General features: G+C 64.9%; 13 protein-coding genes. 8 read left to right on the top strand and 5 right to left on the bottom strand.

The annotated features are described in order from the left end of the window. The first annotated feature begins 155 nt into the window (after window positions 1-155). Window positions 156-13,142 carry a non-ribosomal peptide synthetase gene (locus BLP82_RS08905; protein WP_092166784.1) on the top strand — a complete coding sequence of 4,329 codons (12,987 nt, stop codon included), beginning with the start codon at window positions 156-158 and terminating at the stop codon, window positions 13,140-13,142. A 197-nt stretch (window positions 13,143-13,339) separates the two neighbouring features. Next, complete coding sequence (locus tag BLP82_RS08900) at window positions 13,340-14,152, top strand: alpha/beta fold hydrolase (protein ID WP_092166783.1); 813 nt, start codon at window positions 13,340-13,342, stop codon at window positions 14,150-14,152. A 152-nt stretch (window positions 14,153-14,304) separates the two neighbouring features. On the opposite strand, the gene dsbG is transcribed toward BLP82_RS08900, so the two are convergent. From dsbG to dsbD, 3 genes are read right to left on the bottom strand one after another with little or no spacing between them, the layout of a single operon-like run. After that, entirely contained in the window at window positions 14,305-15,072 is a 768-nt protein-coding gene (dsbG, locus tag BLP82_RS08895) for a thiol:disulfide interchange protein DsbG (RefSeq protein ID WP_092166782.1), read from the bottom strand. Beyond that, window positions 15,048-15,917 (bottom strand): TlpA family protein disulfide reductase, encoded by an 870-nt coding sequence (locus tag BLP82_RS08890; RefSeq protein WP_092166781.1) that lies wholly within the window; start codon window positions 15,915-15,917, stop codon window positions 15,048-15,050. Before BLP82_RS08890 ends, dsbG begins: the two co-directional genes overlap by 25 nt. Next, window positions 15,917-17,644, bottom strand: a complete 1,728-nt coding sequence (gene dsbD / locus BLP82_RS08885; protein WP_092166780.1) for a protein-disulfide reductase DsbD — start codon at window positions 17,642-17,644, stop codon at window positions 15,917-15,919. The genes BLP82_RS08890 and dsbD overlap by 1 nt, the downstream gene beginning before the upstream one ends. Before the next feature lie 175 nt (window positions 17,645-17,819). Between dsbD and BLP82_RS08880 the strand changes: the two genes are divergently transcribed. From BLP82_RS08880 to BLP82_RS08860, 5 genes are all read left to right on the top strand, one after another. Further along, a complete protein-coding gene (locus BLP82_RS08880) occupies window positions 17,820-18,500 on the top strand; it encodes a response regulator (RefSeq protein WP_092166779.1) in 681 nt (226 codons plus the stop codon). Then, a complete protein-coding gene (locus BLP82_RS08875; protein WP_092166778.1) occupies window positions 18,497-19,828 on the top strand; it encodes an ATP-binding protein in 1,332 nt (443 codons plus the stop codon). Before BLP82_RS08880 ends, BLP82_RS08875 begins: the two co-directional genes overlap by 4 nt. Before the next feature lie 291 nt (window positions 19,829-20,119). Then, a complete protein-coding gene (locus BLP82_RS08870; RefSeq protein ID WP_092166777.1) occupies window positions 20,120-20,641 on the top strand; it encodes a GNAT family N-acetyltransferase in 522 nt (173 codons plus the stop codon). A 97-nt stretch (window positions 20,642-20,738) separates the two neighbouring features. Beyond that, on the top strand, window positions 20,739-22,151 hold the full coding sequence (locus tag BLP82_RS08865; protein ID WP_092166776.1) for an aspartate aminotransferase family protein: 1,413 nt from the start codon (window positions 20,739-20,741) through the stop codon (window positions 22,149-22,151). Between the two features lie 84 nt (window positions 22,152-22,235). After that, window positions 22,236-22,463 (top strand): MbtH family protein, encoded by a 228-nt coding sequence (locus BLP82_RS08860; protein ID WP_092166770.1) that lies wholly within the window; start codon window positions 22,236-22,238, stop codon window positions 22,461-22,463. A gap of 191 nt (window positions 22,464-22,654) precedes the next feature. Here the strand turns inward: BLP82_RS08860 and BLP82_RS08855 are convergent, their stop codons facing one another. Next, entirely contained in the window at window positions 22,655-23,551 is an 897-nt protein-coding gene (locus BLP82_RS08855; protein WP_092166769.1) for a LysR family transcriptional regulator, read from the bottom strand. A 103-nt stretch (window positions 23,552-23,654) separates the two neighbouring features. Between BLP82_RS08855 and BLP82_RS08850 the strand changes: the two genes are divergently transcribed. After that, a complete protein-coding gene (locus BLP82_RS08850) occupies window positions 23,655-24,500 on the top strand; it encodes a type 1 glutamine amidotransferase domain-containing protein (RefSeq protein ID WP_092166768.1) in 846 nt (281 codons plus the stop codon). 131 nt (window positions 24,501-24,631) lie between these two features. Here BLP82_RS08850 and BLP82_RS08845 read toward each other — a convergent pair whose 3' ends face one another. After that, window positions 24,632-25,450: a posphoenolpyruvate synthetase regulatory kinase/phosphorylase PpsR gene (locus tag BLP82_RS08845; RefSeq protein ID WP_072407939.1), complete on the bottom strand. Its 819-nt coding sequence runs from the start codon at window positions 25,448-25,450 to the stop codon at window positions 24,632-24,634. Window positions 25,451-25,528: the final 78 nt, after the last annotated feature.

Genomic DNA, 25,528 nt, shown 5'->3' with positions numbered 1-25,528 from the left:
AGTCCAGCCTCGGCGCCGCGACCCATTGCCGCGGTGCCTGGCCGCCGGCTCCTTCGCTGCATGCCTCGGTGAGTCGGCTGCCCGACTAATTATTTGCCGCGGCTATCCGTTCCATGGGGGACAACTTGCAAGCCGAATTCAGGCAGGAAACCCCCATGACCGACGCGTTCGAACTCCCCAGCACCCTGGCTCATGCCCTCCAGCGCCGCGCCGCGTTGACGCCGGACCGGGTGGCCCTGCGCTTCCTTGCCGACACCCCTGGGCAGGGTGTGGTGTTGAGTTATCGCGACCTGGACCTGCGCGCCCGGACCATCGCCGGCGCCTTGCAGGCCGAAGCGGTGCTGGGTGATCGCGCCGTGCTGTTGTTCCCCAGTGGTCCGGATTACGTCGCGGCGTTTTTTGGCTGCCTCTACGCCGGGGTGATTGCGGTGCCGGCCTATCCGCCGGAGTCCGCCCGTCGCCACCATCAGGAGCGCCTGCTGTCGATCATCGCCGACGCCGAACCGCGCCTGCTGCTCACCAGCAGCGATCTGCGCGAACCGTTGCAAGCCATCGAGTCGGCGCCGCCGGTGTTGTGCGTCGATACCCTCGACCCGGCCCACGCCGGGCAATGGCGGATGCCGACGCTGCAGGACGATGACATTGCCTTCCTGCAATACACCTCCGGTTCCACCGCGCTGCCCAAGGGTGTGCAGGTCAGCCACGGCAACCTGGTGGCCAACGAACTGCTGATCCGCCATGGCTTCGGCATCGACCTGAACCCCGACGACGTCATCGTCAGCTGGCTGCCGCTGTACCACGACATGGGTCTGATCGGCGGTCTGTTGCAGCCGGTGTTCAGCGGCGTTCCCTGCGTATTGATGTCCCCGGCTTATTTCCTGGCCCGACCCCTGCGTTGGCTCGAAGCGATCAGCGAGTACGGCGGCACCATCAGCGGCGGTCCGGATTTCGCCTATCGGTTGTGCAGCGAGCGGGTCAGTGATTCGGCCCTTGAACGTCTCGACCTGAGCGGCTGGCGCGTGGCCTATTCCGGCTCCGAGCCGATCCGCCTCGACACCCTGGAGCGTTTTGCCGAGAAGTTCGCCCCGTGCGGCTTCACGCCGGACAATTTCATGGCCTCCTATGGCCTGGCCGAAGCGACCTTGTTCGTCGCCGGCACGCCGCGCCGCCACGGCATTCCTTCGTTGCGAGTGGATGACGCGGCGTTGGCGCAAAACCGGGCCGAGCCGGGGCAGGGCAGCGCGGTGATGAGTTGCGGTGTCAGCCAGCCCGGGCACGCGGTGCTGATCGTCGAGCCCACCACGTTGCAGCCGTTGGCCGACAATCAGGTCGGTGAAGTCTGGGCCGCCGGACCGAGCATCGCCCTGGGTTACTGGCGCAACCCTGAAGCCAGCGCCAAAACCTTTGTCCAGCACGACGGCCAGACCTGGCTGCGCACCGGCGACCTGGGTTTCCGGCGCGGCGGCGAACTGTTCATCACCGGTCGCCTCAAAGACCTGTTGATCGTGCGCGGGCACAATCTCTATCCCCAGGACATCGAGCAAACCATCGAGCGCGAAGTGGAGGTGGTGCGCAAGGGCCGGGTGGCGGCGTTCGCGGTCAACGACAACAGCGAGGAGGGCATCGGCATCGCCGCGGAAATCAGCCGCAGCGTGCAGAAAATCCTGCCACCGGAAGCCTTGATCAACGCCATTCGCCAGGCCGTGGCCGAGGCCTGCCAGCAAGCCCCGAGCGTGGTGGTGCTGCTCAATCCCGGCGCGCTGCCCAAGACCTCCAGCGGCAAATTGCAACGCTCGGCCTGCCGCATCCGGTTGGCCGACGGCAGTTTGGACAGTTACGCACAGTTCCCGTCAACGGCAGCAGACGTGGCTGATGAACCCGCCCCGTCCTCCGAGTTGCAAGCCCTCATCGGTCAGGTCTGGCGGGAGCAACTGCAGGTCGAGCAGGTCCGGGCCGACGATCATTTCTTCCTGCTGGGCGGCAACTCCATCGCCGCCACCCAGGTGATCGCACGCCTGAGCGAAACCCTCGGGCTGGCGCTCAACCTGCGCCTGCTGTTCGAAGCGCCGACCCTGGCTGCGTTCGCGGCCGCAGTGGCGAACCTGCAGCAGGACGGCGGCCAGGCCCAGGGCGCTATCAGCTCATTGCCGCGCCATGCACCACTGCCGCAATCCCTGGCGCAGAACCGTTTGTGGATCACCTGGCAGCTCGACCCGGCGAGCCGTGCCTACAACATTCCCGGCGCCTTGCACCTGCGTGGCGAGCTGGACGAAGACGCGCTGCGTGCCAGTTTCCAGCAACTGATCGAGCGTCACGAGTCCTTGCGCACGCGGTTCCTGGAGCGGGATGGGGTGGCCTTGCAGCAGGTCGATCCGGCCGGCGAATTCAAGCTGCAGGTGATCGATCTCAGTGACGAACCTGCCAACCGGCGCGAAGCCCGGGCGCGGCAGGTTCGAGAAGACGAAGCGGCCACGCTGTTCGATCTGGAGAAGGGGCCGCTGCTGCGGGTCACCCTGTTGCGCCTCGACGAGGATCACCATCAACTGCTGGTGACGCTGCACCACATCATCGCCGACGGCTGGTCGATGAATGTATTGATCGAAGAGTTCTCCCGGGTGTACGCCGCCGCGTCCCAAGGCCAGGTTGCTGAACTGGCGCCATTGCCTTTGCAATACGCCGACTACGGCAGTTGGCAACGCCAGTGGCTCGCCCAGGGCGAGGCCGAGCGCCAACTGAGCTACTGGAAGCAACAACTGGGCGCTGAACAATCGGCCCTGGTGCTGGGCACGGATCATCCACGCAGCGCTCAACGCCAGCGTAGCGCCGCGCGGCACAGCCTGCGTCTGGACAAGGACCTCGGCGAGGCCCTGCGCCACATGGCCCAGGCCCATGACGCGACGCCGTTCATGCTGTTGCTGGCAGCCTTCCAGGCGCTGTTGCAGCGTTACACCGGGCAATCCGACATCCGCGTCGGTGTGCCCAACGCCAATCGTCCGCGCCTGGACACCCAGGGGTTGATCGGCTTCTTCATCAACACCCAGGTGCTGCGCGGGCAGGTCGATTCCCGTCAACCGTTCGCCGCGTTGCTGGCCCAGGCCCGGGAAGCCACGCTCGGGGCCCAGGCCCACCAGGACCTGCCATTCGAGCAACTGCTCGAAGCGTTTCCCGAGGCGCGCGAGCAAGGTCTGTTCCAGGTGATGTTCAACCACCAGCAGCGTGACCTGAGTGCCTTGCGCCGTCTGCCGGGGCTGCTGGCCGAGGAGTTGCCGTGGCACAGCCGCGAAGCCAAGTTCGACCTGCAATTGCACAGCGAAGAAGATCGCAACGGTCGGTTGACCCTGTCGTTCGACTACGCCGACGAACTGTTCGAGGCGGCGACCATCGAGCGGTTGGCAACGCATTACTGCAATCTGTTACGGGCGGTCTGTGCCGATCCGCAGCTAGCCATCGGCGATGTACCGTTATTGACCGCCGATGAACACAGCCAACAGCAGCAGTGGAGCGCGGCCCCGTGTGCGTCGGCCAGCCAATGGCTGCCGGAGCTGTTGAACGAGCAGGCCCGCCGCACGCCGCAACGGATCGCCCTGCGCTGGGACGGTGGTCAACTCGATTATGCCGAGCTGCACGCCCAGGCCAACCGCCTGGCCCATTACCTGCGGGACAAGGGCGTGGGCCCGGACGTGTGCGTGGCGATTGCCGCCGAGCGTTCGCCACAGTTGCTCATCGGTGTGCTGGCCATCATCAAGGCCGGCGGTGCCTATGTGCCGCTGGATGCGGACTACCCGGCCGAACGCCTGGCCTACATGCTCGACGACAGCGGCGTCGACCTGCTGCTGACCCAGACCGCGTTGCTGGAGCGTTTGCCAGCCTGCGACGGCGTCAGTGTCATCGCCATGGACGCCTTGCACCTGGAGCAATGGCCGAGCAACCCGCCGGGCCTGCACCTGCACGGCGATCACCTGGCCTACGTGATCTACACATCCGGCTCCACCGGCCAGCCCAAAGGCGTCGGCAACACCCACGCGGCCCTGGCCGAGCGCCTGCAATGGATGCAAGCGACCTATGGGCTGGATGCCACCGATGTGCTGATGCAAAAGGCCCCCATCAGTTTCGACGTGTCGGTCTGGGAGTGCTTCTGGCCGCTGATCACCGGCAGTCAACTGGTCCTGGCCGGGCCCGGCGAGCACCGTGACCCGCACCGCATCGCCCAGTTGGTGCAGCAGTTTGGCGTCACCACGCTGCACTTCGTGCCGCCGCTGCTCAGCCTGTTTGTCGAAGAGCCGCTGAGCGCCCACTGCACCAGCCTGCGCCGGCTGTTCTGCGGCGGCGAAGCCTTGCCGGCCGAGTTGCGCAACCGGGTGTTGGCGCAACTGCCGTCGGCGCAATTGCACAACCGCTACGGCCCGACCGAAACCGCGATCAACGTCACCCATTGGCATTGCACCGAAGCTGATGGCGAGCGCTCGCCCATCGGCCGTCCCCTGGGCAACGTGCTGTGCCGGGTGCTCGACAGCGACCTCAATCCTGTGCCGGCTGGTGTGCCGGGCGAGCTGTGCATTGGCGGTCTGGGCCTGGCCCGGGGTTACCTCGGGCGTCCGGGCCTGAGCGCTGAGCGTTTCGTCGCCGACCCGATGGGGCCGGCCGGTGCGCGGTTGTACCGCACCGGCGACCGGGCGCGTTGGGGCGCCGACGGCGTGATCGAATACCTCGGTCGCCTCGACCAGCAGGTCAAGCTGCGCGGCTTCCGGGTCGAACCGCAGGAAATCGAAGCGCGCCTGCTGGCCCAGGACGGCGTCGCCCAAGTGGCGGTGCTGGTGCGCGACACCTCGGCCGGCCCGCAGTTGATCGGTTATTACACCGCGCCGGAGCTCGCCCACGGCCAGGACGAATTGAACACCCGGCTCAAGGCCGCCCTGGCCGCCGAACTGCCGGACTACATGGTGCCAGCCCAACTGCTGCGCCTGGACGCCATGCCCTTGAGCCCGAGCGGCAAGCTCGATCGCCGCGCCTTGCCTGAACCGCAATGGCAGGTGCGTGAGCATGTCGAGCCGGTCAGCGCCCTCCAACAGCAAATCGCCGGCATCTGGCGCGACGTGCTGGGACTGGCGCGCATCGGCCTGCGGGACGATTTTTTTGCCCTCGGCGGTCATTCGCTGCTGGCGACCCAGATCATTTCCCGCACTCGCCAGGCCTGTGACGTGGAACTGCCATTACGGGCGCTGTTCGAGGCGAGCGAACTGGGGGCTTTCACCGAACAAGTACGCTTGATCCAGGCCAGCGGCCAGACCAACCGCCAGCCGCCCATCGAGAAGGTCGACCGCAGCCAACCGGTGCCGCTGTCGTATTCCCAGCAGCGCATGTGGTTCCTCTGGCAGATGGAGCCGGACAGCCCGGCCTACAACGTCGGCGGCATGGCGCGGTTGTGCGGGGTGCTGGATGTCGGGCGCTTCGAGGCGGCCTTGCAGGCGTTGATCCTGCGCCACGAAACCCTGCGCACCACGTTCCCGAGCGTCGACGGCGTGGCCTGCCAACAGGTGCACAGCGAGACGGGCCTGCGCATGGATTGGAAGGACTTCTCGATGCTGGCCGCTGACATTCGTCGGCAGCGGGTGCAGCAACTGGCCGACAGCGAGGCGCACCAGCCCTTCGACCTGGAAACCGGGCCGTTGCTGCGGGCCTGCCTGGTCAAGACCGCCGAGCATGAGCATTACTTTGTGCTGACGCTGCACCACATCGTCACCGAAGGCTGGGCGATGGACATTTTCGCCCGTGAACTGAGCGCACTGTACGAAGCCTTTGTCGACGACCGTGAATCCCCGCTGGAGCCGTTGCCGGTGCAGTACCTGGACTACAGCGTCTGGCAGCGCCAGTGGCTGGAGTCCGGCGAACGCCAACGGCAGCTGGACTACTGGACCGCGCAACTGGGCCGCGAGCATCCGCTGCTGGAGCTGCCCGGCGACCGTCCGCGTCCGTCGGTGCAGAGCCATCGCGGTGAACTGTTCCGTTTCGATCTCAGTGATGAGCTGGCGGCGCGGGTTCGCGCCTTCAATGCGCAACAGGGCCTGACCTTGTTCATGACCATGACCGCCGCCCTGGCCGTGCTGCTCTACCGTTACAGCGGCCAGACCGACCTGCGCATCGGCGCGCCGGTGGCCAACCGCATCCGCCCGGAAAGCGAAGGGCTGATCGGGGCGTTCCTCAACACCCAAGTGCTGCGTTGCCAGCTCGACGGACAGATGTCGGTGGGCGAACTGTTCGAACAGGTGCGTCACACTGTGATCGAAGGGCAGTCCCATCAGGACTTGCCGTTCGATCATCTGGTGGAAGCCCTGCAACCACCGCGCAGCGCGGCCTACAACCCGTTGTTCCAGGTGATGTGCAACGTGCAGCGCTGGGAGTTCCAGCAGAGCCGCACACTGGCCGGCATGACCGTCGAATACCTGGTCAACGACGCCCGGGCCACCAAGTTCGACCTCAACCTGGAAGTCACCGACCTGGATCAGCGCCTGGGTTGCTGTCTGACCTACAGCACCGACCTGTTCGACGAACCGCGCATCGCGCGTATGGCCGGGCATTGGCGCAATCTGTTGCAAGCGCTGCTGGACGATCCGGGCCGACGGCTGAGCGAGTTGCCGTTGCTCGATGCGGGTGAGCAGCAACACCTGCTCGACAGCCTGGGCGTCGAGCCCGGTGAGCATCGCCTGGACCAATGCATTCACCCACTGTTCGCCGAACAGGCCCGGGCGCGTCCCGACGCGCCGGCGCTGACGTTCGCCGGGCAGACCCTGACGTATGCGCAACTGGATTGCCGCGCCAATCGCCTGGCCTGGCGCCTGCGCGAGGCAGGCGTCGGGCCGCAGGTGCGGGTGGGCCTGGCCCTGGAGCGCTCGCTGGAAATGGTCATTGGCCTGCTGGCGATTCTCAAGGCCGGCGGTGCCTACGTGCCGCTGGATCCGGAATACCCGCTGGATCGCCTGCACTACATGATCGAAGACAGTGGCATCAGCCTGCTGCTCAGCGACCGGGCGATGCTCCAGGCTCTCAGTGCATTGCCCGACGGCGTGGGCTGCTGGTGCCTGGAAGATGATTCGCCGGCCTTGGCGCAGTACCCGGGTCACGCGCTGCCGCTGATCAACCTGCCGCAACACCAGGCCTACCTGATCTACACATCCGGTTCCACCGGCAAGCCCAAGGGCGTTGTGGTGTCCCACGGTGAAATCGCCATGCATTGCCAGGCAGTGATCCAGCGCTTTGGCATGCGCCCGGACGACTGCGAGCTGCATTTCTATTCCATCAACTTCGACGCGGCCACCGAACGCCTGTTGGTGCCGTTGCTCAGTGGTGCCCACGTGGTGTTGCGGGCCCAGGGCCAGTGGGACGCCGAGGAAATCTGCGGGCTGATTCGCCAGCACCGCATCAACATCCTGGGGTTCACCCCCAGCTACGGCAGCCAGTTGGCGCAGTGGTTGGCGACCCAGGGCCAGACCTTGCCGGTGCGCATGTGCATCACCGGCGGCGAAGCCCTGACGGGCGAGCATTTGCAGCGCATTCGCGCGGCATTCAGCCCGAGCCTGTTTTTCAATGCCTATGGCCCGACTGAAACCGTGGTCATGCCCCTGGCGAGCCTGGCCCCCGAGCAATTGGAGGAGGGCGCGGCCAGTGTGCCGATTGGCAGCGTGATCGGTGCCCGGGTGGCCTACATCCTCGACGCCGACCTGGCGTTGGTGCCGCCGGGTGCCACGGGCGAGTTGTATGTGGGCGGCGCCGGTCTGGCCCAGGGGTATCACCAGCGTCCGGGGATGACCGCCGAGCGTTTTGTCGCCGACCCGTTCGCCACCGAGGGCGGACGCCTCTATCGCACCGGCGACCTGGTGCGCCAGCGCGCCGACGGGCTGGTGGAGTACCTGGGACGGATCGACCATCAGGTGAAGATCCGTGGTTTCCGCATCGAACTGGGGGAAATCGAAACCCGCCTGCTGGAACATGAGGCGGTGCGCGAGGCCGTGGTCCTGGCCCTCGACACGCCTGGCGGCAAGCAGCTGGCCGGCTACCTGGTGAGCGACATCGCCAGCCAGGACGACGAGCGACAAGCGGCCCTGCGCGACGCCTTGAAAAACCACCTCAAGGCCCAGTTGCCGGACTACATGGTGCCCACGCACCTGATCCTGCTGGCGAGCATGCCGCTGACCGCCAACGGCAAGCTCGACCGCCGCGCCTTGCCGCTGCCCGATCCTGAACTCAATCGCCAACATTACGTGGCGCCGAGCAATGCCCTGGAACAGACCTTGGCGGCGATCTGGTGCGACGTGCTGAACGTGGCGCAGGTGGGCCTCAACGATAATTTCTTCGAGCTGGGCGGTGATTCGATCCTGTCCATCCAGGTGGTCAGCCGTGCCCGGCAACAGGGCATTCATTTCACGCCCCGGGACTTGTTCCAGCACCAGACCGTACAGACCCTGGCCGCCGTTGCCACGCGCAGCCAGCAAGTGCATGCCGAGCAGGGCCTGTTGCAGGGCGAGTCCGAGTTGACGCCGATCCAGCACTGGTTTTTCGATCGCCCGATCCCCAACCGCCATCACTGGAACCAGGCGTTGCTGCTGGAGCCGACCACGACCCTGGACCCGCAACGGCTGGAGCAGGCGCTGCGTAGCGTCTTCCAGCACCACGATGCCTTGCGCCTGGGCTTCGACGAAAGCGCCGGACATTGGCGCGCCGAGCACCAGTCGCCGGCTGACGCTGTGCTGCTGCAGCAGGTCTGCGTGGACACTGCCCAGGCGTGCGAAGCGTTGTTTGCCGAGGCGCAGAGCCGTTTCAATCTAGCCACCGGGCCGTTGCTGCGTGCCGTACTGGCGCAGTTGCCAGATGGCCGGCAACGGTTGTTGATCGTCATTCATCACCTGGTGGTGGACGGTGTGTCGTGGCGGGTGCTGATGGACGATTTGCAAACCGTCTACCGCCAGCTCGTCGCCGGGCAGGCGGCGCAACTGCCGGCCAAGACCAGCCCGTTGCGCGATTGGGCCGGGCGTTTGCAGGCCTACGCCGGCAGCGAATCCCTGCGCGAGGAACTGGGTTGGTGGCAAGCGCAACTGAGCGGTGCGCCAGTGCAACTGCCGTGCGCGAATCCTGACGGCGGGCTGCAGGAGCGTCACGGGCAAACCGTCAGCGTGCGCCTGGACGCCGAGCGTACCCGGCAACTGCTGCAACAGGCGCCAAGCGCCTACCGCACCCAGGTCAATGACCTGCTGCTCACGGCGTTGGCCCGGGTGCTGTGCCGTTGGAGCGGCCATGATTCGGCCTTGGTCCAGCTCGAAGGCCACGGCCGCGAAGCGCTGTTCGACGACCTCGACCTGACCCGCACCGTCGGCTGGTTCACCAGCGTCTATCCCGTGCGCCTGAGTCCAGCGCTTGAAGATTTCAGCGTCTCGATCAAGGCCATCAAGGAGCAATTGCGCGCGGTGCCCCACAAGGGCCTCGGTTATGGTGTGCTGCGTTACCTGGCGGACGCGCCGACACGCGAGGCGATGGCCGGCCTGCCGCACGCGGCGATCACCTTCAACTACCTGGGCCAGCTCGACCAGACCCTGGGCCAGGAGGCGCTGTTCCAGTCGCTGGATGCGCCCCTGGGGGCCATCCACGATCCCGATGCGCCGCTACCCAATGCACTGAGCGTCGACAGCCAGGTCAGCGGTGGTGAGCTGGTGCTGCGCTGGACCTTCAGTGCCCAGCGCCATGAGCGCGAGGCCATCGCCGCCCTGGCCGAGGCTTACCTCGATGAGTTGCAACGCCTCATCGAACACTGCCTGACGGACGAGGCGGGCGGGCTGACGCCATCGGACTTCCCCCTGGCGAAGCTGACCCAGGGCCAGCTCGACAGCCTGCCCGTGCCGGCCACACAGATCGACGACGTCTACCCGTTGACGCCCATGCAGGAAGGCATGCTGTTACATACCCTGCTGGAGCCGGGCACCGGCCTGTACTACATGCAGGATCGCTACCGCATCAACAGCGAACTGGACCCGCAGCGTTTTGCCCAGGCCTGGCAGGCGGTCATCGCCCGTCACGAAGCCTTGCGCGCGTCGTTCTGCTGGAACGTCGGCGAAGACATGCTGCAAATCATCCACAAGCCCGGCCGCACGCCGGTGGATTACCTCGACTGGTCCGAGGTGCCTGAAGACGTCCAGGAAGCCCAGCTCCAGGCCCTGCTCAAGAATGAACGCGAGGCCGGTTTCGATCTATTGAACCAGGCGCCATTCCATCTGCGGCTGATTCGGGTCGGCGCGGCACGCTACTGGTTCATGATGAGCAACCACCACATCCTCATCGATGCCTGGTGCCGTTCGCTGCTGATGGACGACTTCTTCGAGATCTACACCGCCCTGGGCGAGCAGCGCGAGCCGCAGTTGGCTGTGCCGCCGCGCTATCGCGACTACATCGGTTGGCTGCAACACCAGAGCCTGGACGCAGCCCGGCAGTGGTGGAAGCACAACCTGCAAGGCTTCGAGCGGACCACGCCGATCCCTGGCGACCGGCCGTTCCTGCGCGAGCACGCCGGTGACAGCGGCGGCATGATCGTCGGCGACTGCTACACCCGTCTCGATGTCCGGGACGGCGCACGGCTGCGGGAACTGGCCCAGGCCCATCAACTGACGGTCAACACCTTCGCCCAGGCGGCGTGGGCCCTGGTCCTGCGCCGGGTCAGCGGCGACCGCGACGTGCTGTTCGGCGTCACCGTGGCCGGGCGCCCGGTGGAACTGCCGCAGATGCAACGCACCGTCGGGCTGTTCATCAACAGTATCGCTTTGCGCGTGCAGATGCCCGAGGACCATCAGCGCTGTAGCGTACGGCAATGGCTCAGCGATTTGCTGGACAGCAACATGCAACTGCGCGAGTACGAATACCTGCCGCTGGTGAGCATCCAGGAAGTCAGCGAACTGCCCAAGGGCCAACCGCTGTTCGACAGTCTGTTCGTGTTCGAGAACGCGCCGGTGGAAGTCTCGGTGCTGGACCGTGCCCAAAGCCTCAATGCCACCTCCGACTCGGGCCGCACCCACACCAACTTCCCGCTGACGGCGGTCTGCTACCCGGGGGATGACCTGGGGCTGCACCTTTCCTACGACCAGCGTTACTTCGATGAAGCCACCGTCCAGGGTTTGCTGAGTGAGTTCAAGCGGCTGCTGCTGGCGCTGATGGAAGGCTTGCACGGTGACATGAGCGAGTTGCCGCTGATCGGTGCCCAAGAGCAGGACTTCCTGATCGAAGGCTGCAACCAGAGCGAGCATGGCTATCCGCTGGAGCAGAGCTACGTCGAGCTGTTCGAGGCGCGGGTCGCGGTTCATCCGCAACGTCTTGCGGTCAGTTGCCTGGACACGACCTACAGCTACGCCGAGTTGAATGCGCGCAGCAACCGCCTCGGCCACGCGCTGATCGCGGCCGGGGTCGGTCTGGATCAGCCGGTGGCGTTGCTGGCTGAACGGGATGCGCAACTGCTGGGCATGATCATCGGCAGCTTCAAGGCCGGTGCCGGCTACTTGCCGCTGGATCCCGGCCTGCCGAGCCAGCGCCTGAGTCGCATCATCGAATTGAGCCGCACGCCTTTGCTGGTCTGCACCCAGGCCTGCCAGGCCCAGGCCCAGGCGTTGCTGGACGAGTTCGCCTGCTCCGCACGGCCGAAGTTGCTGGTATGGGAAACCGTCCAGGCCGGCGACTTTTCGCCGCAAAACCCGGGCGTCTACAGCGGGCCGGACAACCTCGCCTACGTGATCTACACCTCCGGCTCCACCGGCCTGCCCAAAGGCGTGATGGTGGAACAGCGGGGTATGCTCAACAACCAACTGAGCAAAGTGCCGTACCTGGCGCTGAGCGAGGCGGATGTCATCGCCCAGACGGCCTCCCAAAGCTTCGATATTTCGGTCTGGCAGTTCCTGGCCGCACCGTTGTTCGGCGCCCGGGTCGACATCGTGCCCAACGCCATCGCCCACGACCCGCAAGGGCTGCTGGAGCATGTGCAGCAGCAGGGCATCACCGTGCTGGAAAGTGTGCCGTCGCTGATCCAGGGCATGCTCGCCCAGGAGCGTATCGGTCTGGACGGCCTGCGCTGGATGCTGCCCACTGGCGAGGCGATGCCGCCGGAGCTGGCCCATCAATGGTTGCTGCGCTATCCGGACATTGGCCTGGTGAATGCCTACGGGCCGGCGGAATGCTCCGATGACGTGGCGTTCTTCCGCGTCGACCAGGCGTCGACCCGTGGCACTTACCTGCCGATTGGTACGCCCACCGACAACAACCTTTTGTACCTGCTCGACGGCGCGCTGGACCTGGTGCCGCTGGGGGCGGTGGGTGAGTTGTGCGTGGCGGGCACCGGGGTCGGACGCGGGTATGTCAGCGATCCGTTGCGCACCGCCCCGGTTTTTGTGCCGAACCCGTTCGGGGCACCGGGAGAGCGGCTGTACCGCACCGGCGACCTGGCGCGGCGGCGCAGCGACGGGGTGTTGGAATACGTCGGACGCATCGACCATCAGGTGAAGATTCGTGGCTACCGCATCGAACTGGGGGAAATCGAAGCGCGCTTGCATGAACAGCCGGAAGTGCGCGATGGGGCGGTGGGCGTGCAGGAGGGCGCCAATGGCAAGCATCTGGTGGGCTACCTCGTGGCCACCGACTCGGCACTCAAACCCGCCGAACGCCTGGAGCGCATCAAGCAGCGCCTGCGGGCCGAACTGCCGGAATACATGGTGCCGCTGCACTGGCTGTGGCTCGATCGCCTGCCCCTCAACGCCAATGGCAAGCTCGACCGCAAGGCCTTGCCGGCCTTGGAGATTGGCCAGCTGCAAAGGCAGGACTATCAGGCGCCCGGTAATGAACTGGAGCAGACCCTGGCAGACATCTGGGCCCAGGTGCTGAAAGTCGAGCGGGTGGGGGTACGGGACAACTTCTTCGAACTGGGCGGTCATTCCTTGCTGGCGACGCAAATCGCCTCGCGGGTGCAAAAGGCCCTGCAACGCAACGTGCCGCTGCGGGCGATGTTCGAGTGCAGCACGGTGCTGGAACTGGCCGACTACATCGAGGGGCTGGCGGCCAGTGAAATCACCGAGGAGAAGGTGGATCGGTTGAATGATTTGATGGCGGAGTTGGAAGGGCTGTAGTTTTGCGGCGTCTATGAAGACCTCTTCGCGAGCAAGCTCGCTCCCACAGGGTTTTGTGAACGACGCAAATCCCATGTGGGAGCGAGCTTGCTCGCGATAGCGGCTGCACAAACAGCGCAAAACCCAAGGTTGACGCCTCGCGCTTCGCGGCTCAGTCTTCCCAAGTTTTTTTCCAGACTCAAACAAGGAGGTCACCCATGCCCTTTGCAACGATCGACGGACAACCGCTTCACTACCTGGACCAAGGCCAGGGCCCGGTAGTACTGCTGGGCGGCAGCTACCTGTGGGACCACAGCATGTGGGCGCCGCAGATCGAGGTGTTGTCCAGGCATTACCGGGTGATCGCTCCGGACCTTTGGGGCCATGGCCAGTCGGGGCAGATGCCGGAAGGTATGAGTTCGCTGAACGATCTGGCCCGCCAGATGATGGAGCTGCTGGATTATTTGAGCATCGACTGCTTCCACCTGGTGGGGCTTTCGGTGGGCGGGATGTGGGGGACGCGGCTGGCGCTGGCGGCACCCACGCGGATCCAGTCGCTGGTGCTGATGGACACTTACGTGGGCGTCGAGCCGGAACAGACCCGTCAGTACTACTTCTCACTGTTCGACAAGATCGAAGCCAGCGGCAGCGTCCCCGAGCCGTTGCTGGACATCATCGTGCCGATCTTCTTCCGGCCGGGTATCGACCCGCAATCGGCGCTCTACCAGCAGTTTCGCGCCACATTGGCCGCGCTGCCAAGCGATCGCCTGCGCGCCAGCATCGTGCCGCTGGGGCGGATCATTTTCGGTCGGGACGACATCCTGCCGCGCCTGCATGCGCTGGATGCCAAGGGCACAGTGGTGATGTGCGGCGACCAGGACAAACCGCGTCCGCCGTCCGAGTCGCTGGAAATGGCCGAACTGATCGGTTGCCCCCATGTGTCGATTCCGGAGGCGGGGCATATTTCCAATCTGGAGAATCCGGAATTCGTGACCGGGGCGTTGCTGGAGTTCCTGACGCGCAAGCACTGAAATTGTGGCGAGGGGATTTATCCCCGTTGGGCTGCGAAGCAGCCCTGAAACCTGACACCTCGGTGAACCTGACAAACCAAGTCGACAGCATTGGGGCCGCTTCGCGCCCCAGCGGGGATAAATCCCCTCGCCACAGGTGTTTGTCCAGGGCTTTACTTCGGCCCGAGAATTTTCACCAGCTTGTCCGGCGACGGCGCGCCTTGCTGCTGTTGCAGCTCGCCTTTTTCATCCAGATAGAAAATCGCCGGGGTGGCGGACAGTTCCAGTTCGTCCATCAACTGCTGGTTGGCGTCCAGTTTGGCCTGGATGGCGGGCGGTATATCCTTGAGCGGTTTGAGCGGGCTGCCCTTGCCGGCCTTTTCATGCTCGGCCAGGGCTTTTTCCGGGTCCTTGGCGGCCAGCAAGGCGGCGGATTTACCTGGGCTGTCTTCGCGGATGATGCCCACCATGATGTGGCGCAACTGCACCTTGCCGGCCTTGACCCAAGGCCGGGCCTGTTCCCAGAACATGTTGCAGTACGGGCAGTTCGGGTCGCTGAACAGGTACACCGTGCGCGGTGCGTCCTTGTTGCCGTCGGCGATCCAGTTGCTCGCTTCCATCTTCGCCCAGATGGCCTTGGCCATCGGTGCATAGACCAGTTTTTGCAGCGGCTCGGCGCTAAGGTCCTTGCCCTCGGCGTCGTACAGGTTGCCCAGCAGGACGTGCTGCCCATCCGGGGTCAGGTACAGCGCCATGCCGCGGTTCTGGTATTGCGCCGCGTAACCGCGCAGCCCGTCCGGGGCCTCGAAAGTGCCGATAATTTTCGCGCCCTTGGCTTCGATCTTCTTGATGGCCGCAGGCAATTCTTCGGCCTGCAGCAGCGGAGCCTGCGACAGGGCGGCGGCGACGGCCAGGGTCAGCAGGTGGCGGAGGCGGGGCATGGCGGTTTCCTTGTGGCGGAGTGGGGCGTCGTGGACGAATCCGGCGTTTCGAAGTTTTCCAGGGCGCGGGCCAGGCTCGCCTCTGACAATTCACCCAGGTGGCTGCCCAGCAGGCGACCGTCAGCACTGTAGAACAGGGTGGTCGGCAGGGCCATGGAGCCCACGGCCTGGCCGAGGCGGCCGCTGCCATCGAACAAAACGTTGGTCAGGCTCAGGCCCTGGGTGGCCAGGTAGGTGCTGACGCTTTGCATGCTTTCGGCCTGGTTGACGAACAGGAAGGTCAGGTCCGGACGCTGTTGCTGGGCTTCTTCGAGCACCGGCATTTCACGTCGGCAGGGCGGGCACCAGGTGGCCCAGAGGTTGATCACCAAGGGCCCGCCCTGGTAGTCGGTGAGTTTCACGGTCTGACCGTCGGCGGTGCGCAGGCTGATGTCCGGCAGCCGGGTGCCCTGTTCATAAATCGTCAGCGACAGGCTCGCCACCAGCCAGAACAGCAAGCCGCTGCCGACGCCGAAGCCCAACGGACGGCGCAGGGCGGGGCGGCGCCGGGCCCACAACAAGGCGCCCATCAGCAGCGCCAGGATCCCCGGCCAGGCGAGGAAACCGCCGTCCCGCAGGTCGACGATCTGCCACGGGTCGTCCCGGTAATGTTGCCAGTAGGCGACGACGAAGCCGATCCGTGCGGCCAAAAGCCCCAGTAGAAACAGCACGAACAGCACCGACTCAGGGTTCTCGCCACCGCGCCTGGCCACCCGCCAGCCGACGAAGGTCGCCAGGGCCAGGGCGCTGATCAGCAACAGATGGTTAAGGGCGATGGCGAAGGTGCCCAGGGTGAACGTCAGCATCAGCGCGCGTCCCGGGTGAGGTTCCAGCGCTCCAGGAACGCCTTGGCGTCGACTTCCCCGGTGATCCGCTGGCTGCGGCGCTCTTCACCGTCGGTGCCGATCCACAGCAGGCTCGGCGGCCCCGGTACCTGGTAACGGCTCAGCAACGCGCGGCTGGCGGGGCTGTCGGCGGTGACGTCGAGGCGCAGCAGGCGCACGCCTTGCAGGGCGTCCAGCACCTCGGCGCGGCCGAATACCTGTTTTTCCATGATCTTGCAGGACACGCACCAGTCGGCGTAATAGTCCAGCAGCACCCACTGGCCCTGGGCCTTGGCGGCGTCCAGTTCCCGTTGCAGGGCGGCGGGCTCGCTGACGGTGACGAATGTGTCGTGGGCTTTGACAGTCACGCTGCCCTCGCTGCCGGCGTAGACCTTCAGGGGTTGGAAGAGATCATCGCCACCGCCCGCTGCGCCAATCACCAGCAGGCTGCCCCACAGGCCGAACAGCACCGAAGCGCTGCCGCAGAGGTAGGCCATGCGGCCGAAGCCTTCGGTCTGGCGCCAGGCGCTGTAGGCGGCGATCAACAGCAGCACGCCCCACAGTCCGATCCACAGCGAGCTGTCGATGATCGGGCGAATCATCAGCAGCGCGGTGCCCAGGAACAGGAAGCCGAACACGCCCTTGAGCAGGTTCATCCAGGCCCCGGGCTTGGGCAGGAAGCGGTTGCCCACGGTCACCAGGAGCAGCAGTGGCAGGCCCATGCCGATGCCCATGGTGAACAGGATCAACCCGCCGTGCAGCGCATTGCCGCTCTGGGCGATATACAGCAGGGCGCCGGCCAGCGGGGCGGTCATGCACGGGCCTACCAACAGGCCGGACAGGGCGCCGAGCACGCCGGCGCCCACCAGGCTGCCACCGCGTCGCTGGCGTCCGGCGTTTTCCAGGCGGTCACGCAGCGCCGCCGGCAATTGCAATTCGAAGAAGCCGAACATCGGCAGCGCCAGCAACACGAATACGGCCGCGAAGCTGCCCAGCAGCCAGGGTTGTTGCAGCAGTGCCTGGAGGTTGGCCCCCAGCAGCGCGGCGAGCACGCCCATGGCGGCGTACACCAGGGCCATGCTGATCACGTAGCTGCCGGCCAAGGCCAGGCCGCGTCTCGGCCCGGCGCCGCTGCCCACCACCAGCCCGGCCAGGATCGGCAGCATCGGCAGCGAACAAGGGGTGAACGCCAGCAGCAGGCCCAGGCCGAAGAACACCAACAGGCTCCAGCCCAAGGCCCGTTGCTGCAGGCCGCTGGCCAGGGTCTGGTCCGGCGCCTCGCCGGTAACCGCTGCCGGTGCGCTGCCGCCCAGGTCAATCACCTGGGTCTGGGGTGGATAGCACAGGCCGGCGTCGGCACAGCCCTGGAAACCCACCTTGATCTTGCCCGTGGCACCGGCGGGGATCTTCAGTTCCAACGCCTGGCGATAGACTTGCTGGTCGCCGAAAAACTCGTCGCTGTGGGCCTCGCCCTCCGGCAACTTGGGTTTCTGCGCCTCGGCCAGGCCATCGAACTTGAGCCGCTGCTTATACAGGTAGTACCCATCGGCGATCTGCCAGAACAGCTGCGTTTCACCGGAGTCCAGGCGTTCGGAGGTCAACACGAACGCCTTTTCCACCGGCAGGAAATCGGGTTTGGTTTCGAAGGGATTGGCGGCCTGGGCCAGGCCCGAGATCAGAAACAGCCACAGCAAAAACAATCGACGCATGGATAAAGCCTTAGAACGAAGCGAGTGGAAAACACAATGGCGACTGGCGATTAACCGTCGATTAACCCGGCGGCGACCGGCAGGCCGTAATGATCGCCCATGTTTGCCGTACTCGTCGCATAATATCGGCTTAATCGGCCGGCGGCCTAATGTACCTTTTTCCACGGGGCTTACCATGCGCGTACTGGTCTGCGAAGACGATGAGTTGATTGCCAGCGGGATCGTTGCCGGCCTCACGGCGCAGGGCCTGACGGTCGAGCACGTGGCCACCGCATCGGCAGCGCGGGCGATGGTCGGCGTGGCGGAGTTCGATGTCATGGTGCTGGACCTGGGATTGCCCGATGAGGACGGTCTCAAGCTGCTGCGGCAACTGCGCCAGCAGGGGCTGGAGACGCCGGTTTTGATCCTCACCGCCCGTGACTCGGTGACCGACCGGGTCGATGGCTTGCAGGCCGGGGCTGACGACTATCTGCTCAAACCCTTCGATCTGCGCGAGCTTGCGGCGCGCCTGCACACGTTGCTGCGGCGCGTGGCGGGGCGCAGCGTCAACCTGATCGAGCACGGTCGCCTGACCTACGACCCCAGCAGCCGGGAAACCACCCTGGACGGCCAGCCGGTGGATCTGTCCCGGCGCGAACAATCGCTGTTGCAGGCGCTCTTGCACAGTCGCGGCCGGGTGCTGTCCACCGAGCAACTCAAGGACAGCGTCTACGGGTTCAACGACGAGCTGGAAAGCAATGCCCTCAACGTCCATATCCACCACCTGCGGCGCAAGCTGGGCAATGGCATTGTCGAGACCGTGCGCGGCCTGGGCTATCGCCTGGGGCCGGCCGACGGCGGGGAATCTTCCAAGTGATGAGCCTGCGACTGCGCCTGAGCCTGACCCTTGGCGCGGCCTTCGCCCTGATCTGGGCCCTGGCCGCGGCGTGGATGCTCAGCGACCTGCGCAACCAGATGATGTTCTCCCTCGACCAGCGTCTGGTGGCCTCGGCGCGCATGGTCGCCGGGCTGCTGGAACAGTTGCCAGCACTGCCCAGCAAGGGCGAGGGCACGCATTTCAGCGCTGAGCAATTGAGTATTCCCGGCGGCATGGCCTGTCAGGTCAGCTCCTTGCGCGGCGAGATTCTGGCCCGCAGCCACGGCACCCCGGAACAGGCCCTGGAAGCCGAGAAAATGGGCTTCCATGACCAGATGATCGACGGTGCGCCCTGGCGCAGCTTCACCCTGGCCCGGGGGGATCTGCGCATCACCACCGCCGACCGTCAGATTGAACGTGAAGCCTTGAACATGTCGATCCTGCTGGCCGCCTCGGTGCCGGTGGGCGTGGCGTTGCTCGGCTGCCTGTGCTTGCTTTGGCTGGGCATCGGCCAGGGCCTGGCGCCGCTCAATCGCATGCGCGATGCGCTGATGCGGCGCAATGCCGATTCCCTGGAGCCCTTGCAGATCCATCCACTGCCCAGCGAGTTGCGACCATTGCTGGAGACCCAGAACCAGCTGTTCCTGCGCATCGGCAAGACCATCGAGCGCGAGCGACGGCTGACCGGCGACGCCGCCCACGAGCTGCGCAGCCCGCTGACCGCCATCAAGACGCACCTGCAAGTGGCGCGCATGACCGAGGGCGCCGCCCGCGACCAATCCCTGGCCCGGGCCGAGGAGGGCGCCGACCGCATGCATCGCACACTCGAACAGTTGCTGCTGCTGGCTCGGGTCGAAGGCAGCCTGTCGTTCGACGATGGCGTGCACTGCAACGCCGAGCAGGTTGCGCGACTGGCGATCCAGGACGCGGCCAGCAGTGAGTCCCGGCGAATCAAATTGCACTTGGCCCCAGGGCTGTCCGACGCGCCGGTGCAAATGCCGGCGGTGCTCTCCATCGCCGCCTTGCGCAACTTGCTGGACAACGCCCTGCGCCATACCCCGGACGACACCGACGTGGAATTGAGCCTGGAAATGATCGGCCAGCGCGTGCGCTTCCAGGTCCGCGACCATGGCCCCGGCATCGCCGCCGACGACATCCAGCACTTGACCCAACGCTTCTGGCGCAACGGCCAGAGCACCGGCTGCGGGCTGGGGCTGGCGATCGTCCAGGCCATCGTCCAGCGTTGCGGTTGCGGCCTGCATTTCGACAGCCGCCCGGATGGATTGCGGGTCGAATTGACCATGCCGGTGCAGGTAGTGGTCGGCTAAGTGGATGAACCTGTGGTGAGGGGATTTATCCCCGCTGGACTGCGCAGCAGTCCCAAAAGCTGCGAACCCGTTGTGTCAGGTTGATTGAGTTGTCTTATCGAGGGGCTGCTGCGCAGCCCAGCGGGGATAAATCCCCTCGCCACACAGGTTCAGGCAAGTTCTAAGGACAGCGTTGTGCTCCCATACCAGGGATCTGTGTACATCTGCTGTAACGACCTGCCATTGGCGCCCCGGCCTTATCCGGGTCTATGTTTTTTTCAGCTCGACTCAAGGACTGAGGAAAACCGCGCCATGGACACCTTCATCGAAATTTGCACGGCCACGCCCAGCGATGCCGGCATCATCAGCCGGATCGCCGAACGCTCCATCCGGGTCGGGTGTGCCGCCGAACACCGCAACGACCCCACTGTCGTCGACGCCTGGGTACGCAACAACACCCTCGCGCATATCCGCCCCTGGCTGGTCGACCCTCGCTTGCGCCTGACCCTGGCTCGTTTGCAGGGGCGGCCGGCGGGTGTCGCCATGGCCTCTGCCAGTGGCCGGATCGCCTTCTGCTACGTACAGCCGGAGTCCTTCCGCCGCGGTGTCGGCCAGGCGCTGGTGCGGGACATCGAGGCCTGGCTGCGCGGGCGCGGGGTGGCCCGGGTGCGCCTCACCAGTACCCGTAGCAGCCAGGCGTTCTATCGACACCTGGGGTTCGAGCAAAGTGCTGATGCCTTTGCCATCGGCGAGGTCAAGGCCATAGCGATGCACAAGCCACTGATCGCGCCACAGGAGAAAGTGTTGCCCGCGAGTAAATCCCTCCGTGGCTGATGCGTTTCCACAACAGGAAACCTGCATGTGCGCCCCGACCGGATGCGCACCTGCCCGGTGTGTCGTTTTGGGTCACTACGTACTGCGGGGTCGAGAGATGTCAGTCGCCAACAGCCTTATCGAAGCACAGCCGGCCCGGGTCAGCCCCGTGCCGGCCGAGACGCTCTACCAGTTCAATGAGTCGCCGCTGCTGGCTCGCCAGAGTCGGCAGGAGTCCAATGCCCGCAGCTATCCACGGCGCATCCCCCTGGCGCTCAAGCGCGCCAAGGGGTTGTATGTCGAGGACGTCGAGGGCCGCACCTTCATCGATTGCCTGGCCGGTGCCGGCACGCTGGCGCTGGGGCATAACCACCCGGTGGTGATCGACGCGATCCAGCAGGTGCTGGCCGACGAGCTGCCGTTGCACACCCTGGACCTGACCACGCCGGTCAAGGACCGCTTCGTCCAGGACCTGTTCGGCCTGTTGCCGGTGGAGCTGGCCGCCGAGGCGAAGATCCAGTTCTGCGGCCCCACCGGCACCGACGCGGTGGAAGCCGCCCTCAAGCTGGTGCGTACCGCGACCGGACGCAGCACCGTGCTGTCGTTCCAGGGCGGTTATCACGGCATGAGCCAGGGGGCATTGAGCCTGATGGGCAGCCTGGGGCCGAAGAAACCCTTGGGCGCCTTGCTCAGCAGCGGCGTGCAGTTCATGCCATACCCCTACGATTATCGCTGCCCGTTCGGGCTGGGCGGTGTCGAGGGCGTGAAGGCCAACCTGCATTACCTGGAAAACCTGCTGAACGACCCGGAGGCCGGCGTGCAATTGCCGGCGGCGGTCATCGTCGAAGTGGTGCAGGGCGAGGGCGGAGTCATTCCCGCCGACCTGGACTGGCTGCGCGGCTTGCGGCGGATCACCGAGCAGGCAGGGGTGGCGTTGATCGTCGACGAAATCCAGAGCGGCTTCGGCCGTACCGGCAAAATGTTTGCCTTCGAGCATGCCGGAATCATCCCGGACGTGGTGGTGTTGTCCAAGGCCATTGGCGGCAGCCTGCCGCTGGCGGTGGTGGTTTACCGAGACTGGCTCGACACCTGGTTGCCGGGCGCTCACGCCGGGACCTTCCGTGGCAATCAGATGGCCATGGCCGCCGGCTCCGCGGTCATGCGCTACCTGCGTGAACACGACCTGCCGGCCCACGCCGCCGCCATGGGCGAACGCCTGAGCGAGCACCTGCGCATCCTGCAGCGGGACTACCCGCAACTGGGCGATATCCGCGGTCGCGGGCTGATGCTCGGTGTCGAGTTGGTGGATCCGGCGGGCAAGCCGGACGCCCAAGGCCATCCGCCGGTGCATGCCCAGCTGGCGCCACGGCTGCAACGCGAATGCCTCAAGCGCGGGCTGATCCTGGAACTGGGCGGTCGCCAGGGCGGCGTGGTGCGGTTCCTGCCACCGTTGATCATCACCCGCGCCGAAATCGACCGGGTCGCCGAGATTTTTGGGCGAGCCCTGCATGCGGCGGTCACCGAGAGCTAATTTTCAGCCGGCCCCGTACGTTCCTTTCATATCCTGGCTGCGCATGTGACGCAGCGAACCTCGAGCAAAGATGGAGAGACACCCATGACTTCAGTATTCGACCGCGAGGACATCGTCTTTCAGGTCGTGGTCAACCACGAAGAACAGTATTCGATCTGGCCAGACTACAAGGCCGTCCCCGAGGGCTGGCGTACCGTCGGTAAAAGCGGCTTCAAGAAGGAGTGCCTGGCCTACATCGAAGAAGTCTGGACCGACATGCGCCCGCTGAGCCTGCGCAAGAAAATGGACGAGCAGGCGGCTGCGGCCCACTGAGTGTAGAGCCTGTGGCAGCAAGAAAGCTTTCCACAGGAAGGCTGCGGGAAAATGCAAATCCTGCAGTCACATCAGAACCCCTGTGGGAGCGAGCTTGCTCGCGATAGCGGTGGATCGGCAACATTAATGCCGGCTGACACTCCGCAATCGCGAGCAAGCTCGCTCCCACAGAGGCCGGCCGGCGTTACCAACTATTGCTCGATCAAAAAATCAATCAACGCCCGCGCCGCCGCCGGCAATTGCCGATGGGGCGGGTAGATGATTGAAAAGGGTCGGCTGCGCCCGTCAAAGTCCTCCAGCAAAGCCACCAGTTCCCCACGCTCGATTCGCTCCCGGACAATGAATTCATAGGTCTGGCAGATCCCCATCCCGGCCTGTGCCAGGGACACGATGCCCAATACATCATCGGACACTTGCACATTGCCCACCGGCAGCCATTCCCGGTCTTCATGATTGTCGCGAAACAGCCAGGGTGCGATGCGTCCGCTGCTGGGCATTACGAAGGGCAGGCAGGCGTGGGCAGCCAGTTCATCGACGTGCCGGGGCGTTCCGGCGCGCTTCAGGTAATGCGGCGCGGCCACCAGGCAAAGGCGGGCGTCTTCGAGCTTGCGTCCGACCAGGCCGCTGTCCGGCAGCGGCCCAAGGCGGATCGCCAGGTCATACCCCTCGGCCACCAGATCGACATTGCGGTTGGTGATACTCAGCTCGACCCGAACTTGCGGGTAAGCCTCGGCGAAACGCGACAGCAGCGATGGCAGGCGGTAATGGCCGTAGGTGGTCGGCACGCTCAAGCGCACACGACCGGTCAAGACACCGTCCTGGCCCTGGATTCGCCGCTCGGCGTCGTCAATCAGGGCAAAGGCCGAGCGCGACTGCTCCAGGTACAAGGTGCCGGCGTCGGTCAGGTTCAGCCGCCGGGTCGTGCGTCGCAACAGTTGCACGCCGAGCCGGGCTTCGAGGCGGGAAATGGCGCGGCTCAGGACCGAAGGCGTAGTGCCCAGCGCCACGGCACCGGCGCTGAGCGTGCCTTTTTCCACGACCGTGACGAAGGCTTCCACGTCGGCCAGGTAATCGAATCGACGGGCCATTGTTGCCTCCAGGGGCCAAGTGATGTTCCGGTGCGCCAGTTTATCGCCGGTGAACGCATCAATACAGTGAGCGCATCTTTTATCGAAACAGCCTGGAGTCATCATGAAAAAGCTCACGACCTTGGCAACGTCTGTTGTTCTGGCGGGTATTGGCGTCGCGGCCCATGCCGATAACGTGCTGGTGGTCCTGTCGGATTCCGATCATCTGGATCTGAACAACGGCAAGGTTTTCTCCACCGGGTTTTACCTCAACGAATTGCTGCAACCGGTGAAGCTGTTGCTGGATGCCGGTCACCACGTGACGTTCGCCACCCCGCAGGGCAAGGCGCCGACGCTGGACCGGTCCTCGGTGGACAAGATGTACTTCAATAATGATCCGGCGCAGCTGCAGCGCTACCAGGCGTTGCTGGCGCAACTGAACATCACTTCGGCCACGGACTCACCGGTGATCAGCCTGGCCCGTGTCGAGCAGATCGGTCTGGAGAAGTACGATGCCCTGTACATTCCCGGCGGGCATGCGCCCATGCAGGATTTGCTCACGAGCGCACCGCTGGGGCGGGTGTTGACCCACTTTCATGACAAGGGCAAGACCACCGCGCTGGTTTGCCACGGGCCGATCGCGTTGCTGTCGACATTGCCTGATGCCCAAGGATTCGTTGGCCAGTTGGCTACCAAAGGCCAGGCCTCGGCGCCGTCGAATTGGATCTACGCCGGGTACAAAATGACAGTGATCAGCAATCAGGAAGAAGAACTGGCCAAGGGGCTGTTGGGTGGTGGGAGCATGAAATTCTACCCACAGACCGCGTTGCAGCAGGCTGGTGGGCAGTACAGCAGCAACACCTCGCCGTGGACGTCCCATGTAGTGACGGATCGGGAGCTGATTACCGGCCAGAACCCGGCGTCGGCGCTGGCGGTGGGGCAGGCGTTGGTTGAGCGGTTGAAACCATAGGCCGGAAGACTTCCTATCCCTGTGGGAGCGAGCTTGCTCGCGATTGCGGCGGGTCAGCAAGATCAATGTTGGCTGACACTCCGTCATCGCGAGCAAGCTCGCTCCCACAGGTTTTCCGGCACACCGTCCGGTTATTTGAACCGCCGCTCCACCCCTTTCTCCACCAGGATCTTCGCCGAAATCTCTTCCACGGAAAAATGCGTGGAGTTGATATGGGGAATGTTCTCCCGCCGGAACAGGTTTTCCACCTCGCGCACTTCGAACTCGCACTGGGCGTAGCTTGAGTAACGGCTGTTGGGCTTGCGCTCGTTGCGGATCGCCGTGAGGCGGTCCGGGTCGATGGTCAGGCCGAACAGCTTGTGCTGGTGGGCGCGCAGGGCGCTGGGCAGTTGCAGGCGCTCCATGTCGTCTTCGGTCAGCGGATAGTTGGCCGCGCGGATGCCGAATTGCATCGCCATGTACAGGCACGTCGGTGTCTTACCACAACGCGACACGCCCACTAGGATCAGGTCGGCCTTGTCGTAATAATGCGTGCGGGCGCCGTCATCGTTGTCCAGCGCGAAGTTCACCGCCTCGATCCGCTCCATGTAGTTGGAGTTGTGGCCAATGGAATGGGACTTGCCGACCGAGTAGGAGGAATGCTCGCTCAGTTCCTGTTCCAGGGGCGCCAGGAAGGTGGAAAAAATGTCGATCATGAAACCATTGGACGTTGCGAGAATCTCACGGATGTCCTGATTGACGATGGTATCGAAGATGATCGGGCGAAAACCGTCGGTTTCGGCGGCTTTATTGATTTGCTGTACCATGGCCCGCGCCTTGTCGACGCTGTCTATGTACGGACGTGTCATCTTGGCGAAGGTAATGTTTTCGAACTGTGCCAACAGGCTCTGGCCTAGCGTTTCGGCCGTGATGCCGGTGCCGTCGGAGATAAAGAAAGCAGATCGTTTCATTTGCGCCTTGGGCCTTAAGCTAGTGAGCTAGTGACGATTCTTGGATATGATAGGCGCGATTTGCCGGCCGCCAGTGGC

It is taken from the genome of Pseudomonas sp. NFACC37-1 (genome assembly GCF_900101575.1).
Classification (GTDB): Bacteria; Pseudomonadota; Gammaproteobacteria; order Pseudomonadales; family Pseudomonadaceae; genus Aquipseudomonas; species Aquipseudomonas fluorescens_AA.
Note: the sequence above shows the minus strand (reverse complement) of the source record. Positions and strands in the feature narration are given on the sequence as shown.

What these genes read in the sequence shown, in the direction of transcription:
- BLP82_RS08905 (WP_092166784.1), top strand. Translation starts at nt 156, where the DNA reads ATGACCGACGCGTTCGAACTCCCCAGCACCCTGGCTCATGCCCTCCAG.
- BLP82_RS08900 (WP_092166783.1), top strand. Translation starts at nt 13,340, where the DNA reads ATGCCCTTTGCAACGATCGACGGACAACCGCTTCACTACCTGGACCAA.
- dsbG (WP_092166782.1), bottom strand. Translation starts at nt 15,072, where the DNA reads ATGCCCCGCCTCCGCCACCTGCTGACCCTGGCCGTCGCCGCCGCCCTG.
- BLP82_RS08890 (WP_092166781.1), bottom strand. Translation starts at nt 15,917, where the DNA reads ATGCTGACGTTCACCCTGGGCACCTTCGCCATCGCCCTTAACCATCTG.
- dsbD (WP_092166780.1), bottom strand. Translation starts at nt 17,644, where the DNA reads ATGCGTCGATTGTTTTTGCTGTGGCTGTTTCTGATCTCGGGCCTGGCC.
- BLP82_RS08880 (WP_092166779.1), top strand. Translation starts at nt 17,820, where the DNA reads ATGCGCGTACTGGTCTGCGAAGACGATGAGTTGATTGCCAGCGGGATC.
- BLP82_RS08870 (WP_092166777.1), top strand. Translation starts at nt 20,120, where the DNA reads ATGGACACCTTCATCGAAATTTGCACGGCCACGCCCAGCGATGCCGGC.
- BLP82_RS08865 (WP_092166776.1), top strand. Translation starts at nt 20,739, where the DNA reads ATGTCAGTCGCCAACAGCCTTATCGAAGCACAGCCGGCCCGGGTCAGC.
- BLP82_RS08860 (WP_092166770.1), top strand. Translation starts at nt 22,236, where the DNA reads ATGACTTCAGTATTCGACCGCGAGGACATCGTCTTTCAGGTCGTGGTC.
- BLP82_RS08855 (WP_092166769.1), bottom strand. Translation starts at nt 23,551, where the DNA reads ATGGCCCGTCGATTCGATTACCTGGCCGACGTGGAAGCCTTCGTCACG.
- BLP82_RS08850 (WP_092166768.1), top strand. Translation starts at nt 23,655, where the DNA reads ATGAAAAAGCTCACGACCTTGGCAACGTCTGTTGTTCTGGCGGGTATT.
- BLP82_RS08845 (WP_072407939.1), bottom strand. Translation starts at nt 25,450, where the DNA reads ATGAAACGATCTGCTTTCTTTATCTCCGACGGCACCGGCATCACGGCC.